This is a genomic window from Acinetobacter sp. (assembly GCF_036666595.1).
Classification (GTDB): Bacteria; Pseudomonadota; Gammaproteobacteria; order Pseudomonadales; family Moraxellaceae; genus Acinetobacter.
Genome location: NZ_JAVWVO010000016.1, coordinates 43,605 through 58,257 on the forward strand (window position 1 = coordinate 43,605; position 14,653 = coordinate 58,257).

Consider the following 14,653-nt stretch of genomic DNA (forward strand, 5'->3'; position numbering starts at 1 on the left):
GCATTTTATATTCGATAAAAATATTTTTTACTAAATTAGAACATTTTATAATATGAGAAAATACTATGAATAAAGTATATAAGTTGGTGTGGAATGCTACTTTAGGAAGCTGGGTTGCTGTTTCTGAGAGAGCAAAGGGTAAAAAGAAATCAACGACAAATAAAGTCATAAAAAATTCAGTGTTGTTATTATCAATATTAAGTTCTGGAGAAATTTTAGCATTAGATATTGCAGAAGATTTAAATGTAACGGGGAGTTTAACAGTAACACAAGATGTAATTGCAAATGGCGTTTCTCTAACAACGGTCAATAGCAATCTTAATCAAGCACAAGGTCAGGTAAGTTCGCTTAGCAACCAAGTTAATGATCCAAACTCGGGTTTAGCAACTAAAGCATCTACAGCAGATCTAAATTCGCTAAAAAACCAAACATGGAGTTTACAAACCAATAATGGACAATCAACGGCTGTAAAATCTACAGATACAGTAAATTTTGTAAATGGAAAAAATATTACTGTTACCAATACAGGAACTAATATTTCAATTGCAACCAGCGATAATCCTGAGTTTAACACAGTGAAAATTGGTGATACGACGAATAATACGACTTTGTCTAGTACTACGGACGGTTTGGATCTTGGTGGGGATAAGCTCACAAATATAGCCGATGGAAATATCGCGGCAGGTTCAAGTGATGCTATTACAGGTGGACAAATTAATGACTTGCTGTTTCAAAGTGGTCAAGGGATTAAATATTTTCATACTAATTCAACTTTGGCCGACTCAGAAGCAACAGGCTTAGATTCAGTGGCCATTGGCCCAGTTGCGAAATCAACAGGTGAATCATCTATTGCTGTCGGACATTTTTCCAATGCAGCAGGGTTAAACAGCATTGCAGTAGGGAATACAGCAAATGCATTAAATGATTACTCTATTGCTTTTGGTAAAGAGACGGGTGCCCTTGGAACAAATTCTACATCTATTGGTAATGGTGGACAGGCTAGAACGTTAACCCCAACTTATAATGTTTCCAATACTCAGATTATTGCTATTAATGGAATCCCAGTCACTGCAACGGGTACCGATACCAGCAGTATTACCGAAATTAATGGGGTTGCTGTCTCTGCTGCACAAGTGAGCCAGTTTTTAGGTGCATTGCAAAATGGGGCCAATATGGCTGTGGGTGATAAGAGTGTTTCACTCGGAGCATCGACTTTAGCTGGCGGGCCATCCAGTGTTGCCGTAGGAAATGCTGCTTTAGCAACAGGGACCAATTCAAATGCTGTTGGTAACGGGGCCAATGCAACGGGTACAAATGCAAATGCCATCGGAACGCAAGCCTCTGCGGGGACCAATGCCAACGCAATGGGTAGCTCTGCTTCTGCAAGTGGAAACGCTAGTGTTGCCATTGGTAACCAAGCAACTTCAGCAGGTACGAGTGCAGTTGCTTTAGGTGATGGTGCGAAAGCAAGTGTAGTAAATGGAGTTTCTATTGGTAGTGCAGCTGGAGCAGGCTCTGTTGGTTCAGGCACTTTTGACCGTAATGGGCATATCGCGATCGGAGCCAATTCAGGACAAAATATTACTGGTAATCAGTCTATTGCTATCGGCGTTGGCGCAGGTAGCAATTCAACAGTGAATACTGGAAGCTCTGATTATAATATTGCGTTAGGTACAGAAGCGGGGGCTAATCTTATAGGTAACCAGAATATCTCAATTGGTTATGGTAGTAATAAAACAAGTACATCTGCGGTACAAAATTCGGTTGCAATCGGGTCCGCAACGTATACCGAAAGTTTAGGTGTCTCAGTAGGCACTAGGGCCAGTACAGCACAAGGTGGTGTAGCATTGGGTTATGATTCAAATGTAACAGGGACGGGCGGGGTTGCACTCGGAAAAGATGCTCTGGCTGGGCAAAATGATGTCGCGCTTGGTGTAGGAAGTGTTGCAGAATTTAACTCCCTTGGAAATGGATATATCACGAATGTTTCAGCTGGAGTTGGGGGCTATAATGTTGTTTCTGTTGGAAATGCCAATGAAAAACGCCGTATTACCAATGTTGCAGATGGTTCTGACGCACAAGATGCTGTAACAGTCAATCAAATTAAAGCTTTGCAGAACGATATTATTCGGGTGATGGGGGCGACAGACTCGAATGGGAATCCAGCAGTTATCAATAGTAACGGTAAGCTACCTCTCATACAAGTAAATGTAGTAGATCAAAATACAGGTACTACAAGTAAGCTTCCAACCACGATTCAAGATGCTTTTGATTTATTGGGAAGTGGACAAATTGGTGGGATTGTACCTGATGCGGTTCTGTATAACTCAGACAAGTCAGTGGTAAATTTAGTGGGTACCGATGGAACCATTATCCGAAATGTGAAAGCCGACGAAAATGACCTAACATCGGCTGTAAATTTAGGCCAATTAAAAACAGCAGTTGCAGATGCAGGTCCTCAATACTTTTCAGTCAATACGACAGATGTCAATAATAAAAATAATACAGGTGCAAATGGCGCAAATTCTTTAGCGATTGGTCCAAGTGCTAGCACATCACCACTAGCGACTGGTGCTATTGCCCTAGGAAACAGTGTTATAGCTGCTCGTGAGAAGGCTATTGCAGTTGGTACAGGTGCGGGTGCAATCGGTGCGTCTTCTATTTCAATTGGTGATTCTTCAATTGCAACAGGTGAAAATAATATCGCCATGGGTAAAAGTGCTCAGAGCCGAGGTGAAGATACGATTGTAATCGGTAATGGATCTGAGGCCGATGGAACTAAATCCGACTATGCTGTCGTGATCGGAAGCGATGCAGAAGTGAATACCGCAAATCAAGGTATTGCAGTTGGTCGTCAAGCACTAGCTCAAGGAGACAATGCGACTGCCATTGGTTATCAAGCCAAAGCTAGTGGTGCTCAAGGCGTTGCTTTGGGGCGCTTAGCTAATGCAAGTGCGGAAGATAGTATGGCCTACGGAGATAATGCTACCTCTGCTGGTATTCGTTCTACTTCGATTGGTTCTGATGCAAATAGTACATCACAAGATGGTTTAGCGATTGGTTCACAGGCAAAGAGTTTTGCAGCTAAAGCAACTGCCATTGGTCAAAACGCTGAAAGTGCAGGTGAAAATGCGATTGCTTTTGGTGTCAATAGCGTCAGTCGTGCAAACGATGCAACCGCTATTGGTAATAATGCGACCTCAAATGGAATTAACGCAATTGCACTTGGAAAACAGTCCAACGCCAATGCTTTAAATTCAATTGCATTAGGTACTGGAACAAATGCTCTTCAAGAAGATGCCGTGGCTATCGGTAACAGTGCTTCGGTGACCGCAAAAGGAGCCTCTGTATTTGGTAAGTCTGCAACCGCTTCTCATGAAAATGCTGTGGTTTTAGGCAATAACTCGGTTTCTGCAGCTTATATGGCCACAACTTCAGCCACAATCAATGGAAAAACATATAGTTTTGCAGGCGCTCCGACAAGCTCTTCGAGTGTGAGCGTAGGAGATGTAGGGTCTGAACGTACCATTGTCAATGTTGCTGCTGGACGTATTAGCAATTCAAGTACGGATGCAATCAATGGCAGTCAACTGCACCAAACTAATCAGGCTATTACAGATTTGGCTGACACTGCGCTTAGTTTTTCAGGTGATAGTGGTACCAAGGTTGACCGTAAATTAGGGCAACAGCTAAATGTAAAAGGTGGGGCAACTGGAGTACTCACGGATGGCAACATAGGCGTAGTAGCAGATGGTACAGATACTTTGCAACTTAAATTGGCGAAGGATGTAAACCTTACCGCACAAGGCAGTTTGACAGTTGGAACGACTAAAGTGACTGATGGGCAAGTGGAAATCAAAGATACTGCAAATAATAGTAATGTAAGCACCTCAACTCAAACCGTAATTACAGCAGGTACAAATACGAATACCAGCAATGCCAGTAGCATCAACTTAAAAAATGCATCAAATAACGTATTGTTAAGTGGCACAACAGGAACACTGACAGGATTAACCAACAAGACCCTAACCGCAGCTGATTTTGCAACGGTTGGGCGTGCAGCGACAGAAGAACAACTTAAATTAGTCAATGATACGGCGCAGAATGCAAGCAAGGGCTGGAACTTAACAACCAATAAAGACAGTACAAACAGCACAAATATTGCACCAGATGAGACTGTTGATTTTTCAAATAGTGATAGTAATTTAGTTATTAGTAATAATGGTGCAGATGTTGATTTAAAACTGGCGGAAGTCGTAAATGTGGGGGAACTTCCAGGAGGTTCAACCATTTCAATTAATGGAAAAAATGGCACGATTACTGGCTTGACCAATACTATATTTGATCCAACTAATTATGTTTCTGGGCGAGCTGCCACAGAAGATCAGTTGGCTACACCACTCACTTTTGTCGGGGATAATGCAGGGGTTAATGTCGATAGAAGATTAGGACAGCGCTTAAGTATAGTCGGTGGAGAGTCTATTGGAACTAATCTGACAGACAATAATATTGGGGTGGTTGCAGACGGCACAGATAATAAACTAACAATTAAACTTGCCAAAGATATTAAGCTCAATAGCGTCAATGCTGGCGGGACAGTCATTGATAGCAAAGGTTTAACTTTTGTGAACTCAAGTGGCGGCGCTGTCCCTAACTCTCCAAGTGTAACAGTTACAGGCATTAATGCTGGAACGAAAAAAGTCACTAATGTTGCAGCTGGCGATATTAGTGATAACTCGATGGATGCTGTCAATGGTAGTCAGATTAAACAAATCATTGATAAGGGCTTTACAGTTAGTGCAAATGCAGGCACTGGCGCTAAAGACACCATTGCTCTTGGTGAAAATGTTGATTTTAGTGCAACAGATAGCAATATTAAAATTACTAATACAGGAAATAATGGCATTACTTTTGGGTTAGAGTCTGTCGTTAAAATTGGACCAGCTACAAGTGGTAATCCTGTGACGATCAATGGTAATACAGGTACGGTTACGGGCTTAACCAATAAAACCACCACTAGCAGTGATTTTGCGACAACGGGCCGTGCAGCTACAGAAGAACAACTCAAAGAAATGCAAACGGGTCTAAACAATGCAGGCTTTGGCTTAACCACGGAAGATGGCAATACTGTAACTAAGACCTTGGGTGAAAGCATTGAGGTCATCGGTGCAGATAGTAATATAAGTACCAAAGTTTCTGGCGGAAAAGTTCAAGTTGAACTAGCTAAAAATATTGATTTAACGGCTGCAGGCAGTTTGACAGTCGGAAAAAGTAAAATTACCGATGGCAAAGTTGAACTCAAAGCTGGTAATAAATCGAATATTAGTACAGTTGATGGGACTACAGTTAGCGATGGTACGAACAGTAGCTTAATTGGTGCAGGTAATATTAGTGTTCGTAACAGTACATATCAAACCCAAGTAGGACCAACACAGATTATTGTTGGTGGTGCAAATCAAGTTACAGTAAACGGCTCCACTGGGACTATTGGTGGTTTAACTAATAAAACATTTGATCCCAATAACTTTGTCAGTGGGCAGGCTGCTACAGAGGACCAACTCAAAGCACTCAGCAACAGTATACAAAGTGCCAATAAAGGGTGGAATTTAACGACCAATGGAGCAAATAGCAGTCATGTAAATTCTGATGACACTGTAGATTTTGGCAATAAAGATGGAAATATTAATATAACTAATAGCGGAAACAACGTCAGTGTTGAACTCGCTAAAGATATTAAAGTTGATAGTGTAACTACAGGTGATACAGTCATTAATAATAATGGACTTACAATTACTGGTGGACCAAGCATTACTAAAAATGGCATTGATGCAGCTGGAAATAAGGTGACGAATGTTGCAGATGGTAGTATAGCTCAGAGCAGTAAAGACGCCGTGAATGGTAGCCAAATCCATGACATTATTGGTGATGGCGCATTCCAAGGCGGTGATGGAAATACAATTACGAACATAGGTGGAACAGGTGCGACGAATATTAATGACGCCATTAGTTCGATCAATCAAAAGGCTGGACAGCATTCTACCGTGGTTGCGGGTCAAAATATGACTGTTACAGAGGCAACGAATAGCTCTGGCGGGAAAGAATATAAGGTTGCGACCGCAGATGATGTCAAATTCAACTCAGTAACTTCTAATACTGTTACTGCAAATACAGTCAAAGTTGGCGATGTCGTAATTGATCAAAATGGTATTAATGCAGGCAACAAAAAAATTACCAATGTTGAGGCCGGGGAAGTTTCCAGTACTTCTAAAGATGCGGTGAATGGTTCACAACTCAATACTTCAAACCAATATATCACCACATCATTGGGTGGTGGCGCAAAATATGAAAATGGCCAATTCACAGCACCAACCTATAATGTAAATAATGGAACTTACCATAATGTCGGGGATGCTTTAGGGGCACTCAATCAAGCGGATATTGATTTGGGGAATAAAATTACTAATCTAGGTGACCGTTTAGAGCAAGTATTCTATGACACGAATGGCCGTATTGATGATGTAGAAAGAAAAGCAAATGCTGGTATTGCTGCGGCCATGGCTATGGAAGGAGCACCATTTGTAGCAGGTAAATTCACCTATGCAGCAGGTGCAGCATATCATGGCGGAGAAAATGCAGTCGGCGTCACATTGCGTAAAACAGCTGACAATGGACGCTGGTCATTTACAGGCGGGGTGGCAGCAGCATCACAGGGCGATCCAAGTGTCCGCATTGGGTTTAGTGGTGTAATTGATTAGATCTTTGAAATCTGTCATTAATTTTTGTCTACGCTGAAATAGAATATAAACGAGAAAAATTGCTATGAAAAATAAACTTCTATATTGCATGCTTTTAGCTTTTCCATTATCCACTTTTGCTGCTGAAACAGTAATGACGGATGCGCAGCAGGTATATTTCCCAGAACTGAAAAAAAGCTATCTTAAACAAGTTAAACGCTATGAGGTGAATGATATTGCGAGGTTAGGTACTGGCTTAGATAAGAATCAATTTCGACATATTTTAGGAGACCCTCAATTCAATGAAGGTATATTTGGTACTAAAACATGGAATTATGTTTTAGATATTCGAGTTCCAAATACGCAGCAATATAAACGTTGTCAGTTAAGAGTCGACTTTGATCGGAAATCTTTTTCAGAACGCTTAAGCTGGAAAGGAGATGATTGTGAGGAACTCATTATGCCTCCTGCACAAATGGTTGTATCCAGACCTGTAGCTCCTTTGATTGAGACACTTACAGTAGAAAGCAGCATAGATATTCTCTTTGAATTTGATCGTTCAGATGCTGCTTCCATTGTGGAGGGGCAGGATTCGATTCGCTCCCTTGCAAATCGGATCAACCAAGTCAGTGGGACGAGTCCTGTTATGGTGTCTGGCTATACAGACCGCTTAGGCTCAGATGCTTATAATCAGAAATTATCTGCTGCACGTGCAAATACCGTGGCCCACTTATTGGTCAATTACGGGATCTTACCACAAAGGATTAAAATTGAAGGAAATAGCAAAACTGACCTCTATCAACAATGTGATGGTAGTCAGCGCAGTTCAGAGCTCATTCAGTGCTTAGGACCGAATAGACGAGTTAATGTTGATTGGTGAATAACTGTATAACTTAAACAATAGAGATCTTCAGCATCGGTAATATAGCGATGCTGAGTTCTTTGACTAAAAGTACTTAATTTTTAGAGAAGGATGTGCAAAAATCTAATTTTTGAATTAGGTTTAAATATGTTTTTGGTTAACATGCCTCAGAACAAAAAAGAGTAATTATGATTGCTAAATCGTCCAAGATTCTTTTCTTTAAAACATTTAAGAAATAAATATTTAACAAATCAATAGCAATCTATACTCACCATTCTTTTCAACAGGCGCTCGATGAACACAGGGTAAGACCTGTTGCGTTGGATGATCTACTGCCAGTCGCCAAAGATGTCCTGAGCCTAAATTCACAGGTTTGGCATTCTGTTTAGGCTGATAATGCAGATCAAAAAAATACTCTTCTAGGAAAGTTTCAAATTCAGTCTCTGGACCATCATGTAATTCTTTGAGTTTTTCTCTGATCTCGGGAATTAAAATCTTTTGCTCAGCCTGATCATTGGGCACGATATCACTTGCAGCGCCGTGATAGGTACATAAGAAAGTATCCGTTTCTATGGGTGAACGATCTATATGAAACGAATATACATCTGTTGAAATGAAGTCTAGCTCGTCATCACGCTCATAATATTTTAGTAAATTAAGAATAGGGGATGCTCCAAAATCAGTTAAGAGCTGTATATCTTTTAAAATGATTTCCCTTGCGAGATTTCCTTCTTCTGAAAGTTTTAATGCTAAAAGATCTTCAATAGAAACTTCTGTAATGTTTTCTTTTAGCTCAAGTTTAGCCACAATTTCTTTAAAATCACCAACCAAATCTCTATACCAGCAAAGTGCATTCATTTCTCCTTGAAATTTGGAATTTACAAGTTCAAAAAAACTAGAAACTACACTAATTTGGGCGTTGTTAGAAAACGGACTTTTCATTTTAGAATTTAATAAATCATAAACTAGACCTAATAATACACTAGCTTTATTAGAATATTGTTTACCAACACTATTAAGTGAATTAAAGAAATCAAATTTCAGATGTAATGAATGATGTGAAACAGAGATTTTTATTGTTTAATAAGCTAAAGACAGTTAAACCTAAGAAATTTTTATAAAAAGATTGGTGGTATCTGTGCCGAAAGTTACTGGTAATGTAAAAAATTGGGGGAAATAAATTGAGAATAAATCATAAAATTTTGATTTTAATGATGCTAAATGGAATATTTCTTCAGGCATGCGATCTATCTACAGATAAAATTCAAAAAGTTACACATGAAGAAGAAAAGTCTTCTGATTTTACTCCGCCAATGGGACCTTATGGATTACCTTACCGCGTAGGAAATTTGGGAGGTAAACCCGTAAATTTGAGTGAAGGTGTGAGTGCAGATTATGAATTGTGCCCTGTATGGGAGTGGAGTAAAGCTGAGCCTGAATGTAAACCACGACCAAAACGTAATTATGACTCAGTTATAAACTTTTTAGCTTTTGAGATACGTTATACCGATGAGACGTTGCTTGTTACATATGTAAAAGCGCCACAAGCTAAGACATTAGCTAAGGAATATAGAATACAGGATGCATCACCAGACACACCTTGGGTAAATGTATTTGCATATGCGGGCAATAGATATGTGAAGGATGGAGATATGAGGGCACTGCTTGATAGAACGGTAAATAACAAACCATCAGATAGTCAGTCTGGAGGTTTAAATTACATTAGAATATATAAAAAAACAGAGCACTTAAATTATGGCTTGGAAAAATATATTCCAGATCAAAAGTGGATATCTCAATATGGGTATGAGGATACTGATGATTTATACGTATCTATGGAAAAAAATAAGAATGAAGACATATCATTGATCAAATGCTCAAACCATCCATCCTCAATACAAAAGTGCACACTCAGATTTATTTTAGAACCTGAGTTGAAAGTGCATGTTGATGCGAGTTTCAGTAAAAAAAATTTAAAAGACTGGAGAGAAATTAGACAAAGCGTTAAAGCAATGATTTTAAGTTTTACAGTACAAGAAACAGTAAATTCCCATATTTGAATAGAGGATTTTTTATGACTACCCGTTGGATTATTAGCGACATTAGCAACAACTTCAATTAATTCAATATCTTATATTTCACCCATTAAATAATTAAGTAGCTGAACCTGATCTATAACCTGAGTATCAATAAAACTCCAGTTTGATCCTGTATCAGCTACTTATTTATATAAAGCTCTTTCCTTTATTCATGTTCTTTACGAAGACTCAATGAAAGCTCATCCCAACGTTGTATCGCTACGTCCATCGCTTGCATTTTGACATGACCAAAACCTCGTACATCTGCTGGCAATTGAGCGATTTTCTCAGCAGCAGATAAGTCATAATTTTCAGGTGCAGAAATGATTGTTTTGACAAATGCGATATAACGATCACGCCAAGCATGTTCTTTTTGACGCTCTTGCTGTAAAGCAAATGGATCAAGGAAAGACTCTCTAAGCCACTGTAGGCGAGAAAGAATCATCATCGGAATACGCATCCAATATCCGAAAGCACATTTGCGTATGCTGCCATGAGTACCCAAAGTAGGAGGTGCTAAGTGATAGGTTAAACGTAGACCTTGACCAAACTGCGTTTCAATCGATTGTTTAAAGCTTTTCCCTGTGAGTAAGCGTGCAACTTCGTATTCATCTTTATACGCCATGACTCTATATAACTGTGTCGCAATGGTTCCAGTTAATTCTTCGGGCAATACTTTGGCAGCTTGTTCGACAAGTGTTCGATACTGAGTTGCATAATCTTGATTCCAATACTCAACCAAACGCGCTGAACGATCTTCAATGAGTTCAGCCAACGTGGTTGGTTTACGCATCGTTGGGATCGTTGCAATAATGCGTTTGGCTAAGTCAGGATCACTCATGAGATGGCAACCGATGCGGAAAGCTTCAAGGTTTTTTTCAGTAGCCGTACCATTCAAATGGATTGCCTTCTCAATACTTTCACGTTTCAACGGAATCTGACCTGCTTGCCAAGCCATGCCAAGTAAGATTTGATTTGCAAAGATTGCATCGCCCAAAACTTGTGTAGCAATACGTGTTACAGGCAAAGATGTGAGTTTTCCTTGAGTCGTTCTACCACGAAGTCGATGAATCAAATCTGTAATTGGCGCATACCAATCACGAGACTCAAGAAAATCAGAAGTAGGGGAAGCATCTTCATTGACGATGACAACAGCATCAGCTTTTAAGCGAGAAAGTGCCGCATTACTGCCTGCGACAACGGCATCTGCACCAATTAAAAGATCACATTGACCCGCAGGGATTTTGGTTGCGGAGATTTGATCATCTTCTGTAGCGAGTTGTATGTAGGAGTAAACCGTACCACCTTTTTGAGCAAGCCCAGCCATATCCATGATACGTGCAGCTTTACCCTCCAAATGAGCAGCCATTCCCAATAAAGCACCCGCAGTAACCACACCTGTACCACCAACACCGCCGACTAAGATACGGATGGGCTTTTGATCAAGTTCTGGAAGGATTGGCTTTTCTGGCCAGCCAGCTTCTATACCTTTAAATACTTCTGGGCGTTTCATATCGCGGGTATGGACTGTCACAAAACTTGGACAGAAACCTTCGACACAAGAGAAGTCTTTGTTACAACTGCTTTGATTAATTTGACGTTTGGTTCCTAATGCCGTTTCAACGGGTTCGATAGATAAGCAGTTCGATTGTTTAGAACAGTCACCACAACCTTCACAAATCTCACTATTGATAAAAACTCGTTCTGCTACATCAGGATATGCATTGCGTTTACGACGACGACGTTTTTCACTGGCACAGGTTTGAACATAAATTAACGCCGTAACCCCAGAAATCTCACGTAATTTGCGTTGGACATCATCTAGCTCATTTCTGTGGTAAATCTCGACATGAGCAGCAATACCTTCTTCGGCATGAATCAACTCAGGTTCATCCGTAACAATAACTTGTTTTGTAATACCTTCCGCATCAAGTTGTCGTGTTAACTGTGCCACACTGAGATGACCATCGACATGTTGCCCACCCGTCATTGCAACGGCATCATTGTAGAGAATTTTGTAGGTCATATTGAGTTTTGCAGCGATCGCTTGGCGTATGGCAAGATAACCTGAATGGAAATAGGTTCCATCGCCTAGATTGACAAAAATATGCTTTTCATTGGTGAAATGAGAAGCGCCTGCCCAACTTACGCCTTCGCCACCCATTTGCGTGAAAGTTTCTGTGCCATGATTCTGTAACACGGCAATATAATGACAACCGATCCCACCTAATGCACGACTACCTTCGGGTAATGCTGTGGATGAGTTGTGAGGGCAACCACTACAAAAGAAAGGTTTACGTTCTGCAATATCCAGAACACGCCGTGACTCGTGCTCTGCTTTTTGTAACAACTCAACTCTATTTTCAATTTGCGTTTTTAAGCTTTCTGGAAGATCTAATTTTAAGAATCGAGCTGCCAACATTTTTGCAATCGGTTCAGGTTGGAACTCATAGTGACCAATCAAAGGCGCTTCATCAATCGATGTACTCCATTCACCTTTTCCATCACTCGCTTTACCGATGATACGAGGGCGTTTGCCATCAGGAAGCGCATAGAGTTCATCTTTAATTTGTGCTTCAAGAATAGGGCGTTTTTCTTCTACAACGATCAGTTCTTCTAAACCTTCGGCAAATTCACGCAGACCTTGCGGTTCTAAAGGCCAAATTAAAGCAACTTGATACACTCTTAATCCAAGCTGTTGAGCTGTTTCGCCTTCAATTCCGAGAATGCGTAAAGCTTCAATCGTATCTAAATAACCTTTACCACTTGCGGCAATACCAATACGCGCATCAGGACAATGCCACGTTACTTGATTCAGTTGATTTTCACGTGCATAAGCCAATACAGCGGGCAAGCGATATTGATAAAGGCGTTCTTCTTGTTGAATGCCATGATCAGGCCAACGAATATTGACACCATCTACAGGCATTTGCACATTTTTGGGTAAAACAGGAATGACTCGATCTAAATCGACATGAACAGAAGCAGAGGTTTCAACGATTTCACTGACTAACTTCATCGAAGTCCATACACCCGCAAAGCGTGACATGGCGACCGCATGAGCACCTAAATCAAGAATTTGCTGTATTGAAGTCGGGTAAAAGATTGGAATACCACAACCGATCATGACATGTTCTGATTGGTGAGGAATACTTGAAGATTTACAAGAATGATCATCACCAAAGAAGGCAACCACACCACCTCGCTCTGCTGTTCCTGCAAGATTGGCATGACGGAGAACATCTCCAGAACGATCTACCCCCGGGCCTTTGCCATACCACCAAGCGGTTACACCATCATATTTACCTTGACCTGCGAGATTGGCTTGTTGGGTACCCCAAATTGCAGTAGCAGCGAGATCTTCATTTACGCCAGGTTGAAAAACAACATGATGGTCTTTGAGTATGCCTTCAACTTGCCAGAGAAAATTATCATAATTTCCGACAGGGGAACCACGATAACCAGAAATAAAACCAGCAGTATGATAACCGTTTAAAGTATCCCGCCGTGTTTGTGCGAGTGGTAAACGCACCATGGCCTGAATACCTGTCATGTAAGCAGTACCCTCATCACTTAGATATTTATCTTCAAGTGATACATCCTTGGTTGGAATCTTATTTGGCGTAAATTTTGTCGCGATATTCATTTATGTCTCCTTAGAATTTTGTAGTTCGAGCTACTTTCTTATCTCAACATCCGGTTGAATATTTGGAGTAAATGACATACTAGGAAAAAGATTGATCAGTTCAACTTAAGACAATGAAACTGTTCAATGTATGTACATTAATGTCATTGTGGGTGATCCAGACTGGTGCAACAATGCGTAATTAAGAAAAACATATTTACGTTATGCGCAAAAATCTTGAGGGTGGATTACTCCACGCAATGCATGCTTTCCTAAAAGTCATTGATAGTGGCAGCTTTACGGCTGCCGCAGAGCAGATGGAACTGACAACAGCGCAAGTGTCTCGACTCATTAGCGAGTTAGAAGGGCGTTTAGGTACAAAATTACTACAACGATCGACCAGACAGCATGCGTTGACCGATATTGGTGCAACTTATTCAGAGCAATGTCGTCAAGTACTCGCAATGGTGGAAGAGGCTGAAGCTCAAGCCATGGGAATGGCAAGCAAACCGCAGGGCAAGTTACGTGTTTTGAGTATGGCCAGTTTTGGTCATCATTATGTATCTCCGATGCTGGCCGAGTTCTGTCAAACCTATCCAGAGCTTACGGTTGAATACCGTACTTCGCAGAATGTACCCGACCTTTTAGCCAAAGGAATTGATGTCAGTTTATATCTTACTGAATCTTTGGCCGACTCAAGATTTGTTGCTCGTCGCATTGGGACAATATTTTCATTACTTTGCGCATCACCAGCTTATTTAGAAAAATATGGCGAACCCAAATCATTAGATGATCTACAAAAACACGCCTGTTTAAGATTGGTGAACCCATCGATTACACCGCAGTGGCATCTCGTAAGTGAAAATAGTTGTTCATATCAAATCGATATTACAGGGCAATTGATTGCAGATACACCAGAACTATTACTGGACATGGTACAGCAAGACATGGGCATCGCATTGCTTCCAACCTTTGCTGTGATTGAGGCTATACGTACTGGGCGATTACGCCGTGTTTTAGCAGATTGGAGATCACCTGATATTGGTGTTTATACCTTACTACCATCGCGTCATTTTATTGATGCTAAAACAAGAGCATGGTTAACATGGGTTGAGCAGCATATTTCGCCTAAAATTCAGAGTGATACAGACTATTTTTTATAATTCCAATTCGCGATTAAGATCATTAAGGAAAATATTAAATAAAAAAAACTAGATTTACCGCGAGCCATAGTTCATAGATAAGATGCCAATAAAGATTGATAAACAGAGACATTACAAAACTGGAAGCTATGACAGATCAAAGGGCGTTTTAACTAAGGCTGACTATGAGTACATGCGCGATCTACTGGAGA

General features: G+C 40.5%; 6 protein-coding genes. 4 read left to right on the plus strand and 2 right to left on the minus strand.

Going from position 1 to position 14,653, the window contains the following annotated elements:
- Positions 1-65: 65 nt before the first annotated feature.
- Both RR876_RS15805 and RR876_RS15810 read left to right on the plus strand, forming a co-directional pair.
- Positions 66-6,755 carry an ESPR-type extended signal peptide-containing protein gene (locus RR876_RS15805; protein ID WP_332478101.1) on the plus strand — a complete coding sequence of 2,230 codons (6,690 nt, stop codon included), beginning with the start codon at positions 66-68 and terminating at the stop codon, positions 6,753-6,755.
- A 64-nt stretch (positions 6,756-6,819) separates the two neighbouring features.
- Entirely contained in the window at positions 6,820-7,614 is a 795-nt protein-coding gene (locus tag RR876_RS15810; RefSeq protein ID WP_332478100.1) for an OmpA family protein, read from the plus strand.
- A 225-nt stretch (positions 7,615-7,839) separates the two neighbouring features.
- On the opposite strand, the gene RR876_RS15815 is transcribed toward RR876_RS15810, so the two are convergent.
- Positions 7,840-8,538, minus strand: coding sequence for a DUF1826 domain-containing protein (locus RR876_RS15815; RefSeq protein ID WP_332478099.1), 699 nt, complete (start codon positions 8,536-8,538; stop codon positions 7,840-7,842).
- Positions 8,539-8,777: 239 nt separating this feature from the next.
- Here RR876_RS15815 and RR876_RS15820 point away from each other — a divergent pair, with 239 nt between their 5' ends.
- Positions 8,778-9,656, plus strand: coding sequence for a hypothetical protein (locus tag RR876_RS15820; RefSeq protein WP_332478098.1), 879 nt, complete (start codon positions 8,778-8,780; stop codon positions 9,654-9,656).
- A gap of 184 nt (positions 9,657-9,840) precedes the next feature.
- Here the strand turns inward: RR876_RS15820 and RR876_RS15825 are convergent, their stop codons facing one another.
- Positions 9,841-13,320 (minus strand): indolepyruvate ferredoxin oxidoreductase family protein, encoded by a 3,480-nt coding sequence (locus RR876_RS15825; RefSeq protein ID WP_332478097.1) that lies wholly within the window; start codon positions 13,318-13,320, stop codon positions 9,841-9,843.
- Positions 13,321-13,523: 203 nt separating this feature from the next.
- On the opposite strand from RR876_RS15825, the gene RR876_RS15830 reads away from it, so the two are divergent.
- On the plus strand, positions 13,524-14,462 hold the full coding sequence (locus RR876_RS15830; protein WP_332478096.1) for a LysR substrate-binding domain-containing protein: 939 nt from the start codon (positions 13,524-13,526) through the stop codon (positions 14,460-14,462).
- Positions 14,463-14,653 lie beyond the last annotated feature (191 nt).

Coding starts and splice junctions, on each gene's coding strand:
- RR876_RS15805 (WP_332478101.1), top strand. CDS start 66: ATGAATAAAGTATATAAGTTGGTGTGGAATGCTACTTTAGGAAGCTGG.
- RR876_RS15825 (WP_332478097.1), bottom strand. CDS start 13,320: ATGAATATCGCGACAAAATTTACGCCAAATAAGATTCCAACCAAGGAT.
- RR876_RS15815 (WP_332478099.1), bottom strand. CDS start 8,538: ATGAAAAGTCCGTTTTCTAACAACGCCCAAATTAGTGTAGTTTCTAGT.
- RR876_RS15810 (WP_332478100.1), top strand. CDS start 6,820: ATGAAAAATAAACTTCTATATTGCATGCTTTTAGCTTTTCCATTATCC.
- RR876_RS15830 (WP_332478096.1), top strand. CDS start 13,524: ATGCGCAAAAATCTTGAGGGTGGATTACTCCACGCAATGCATGCTTTC.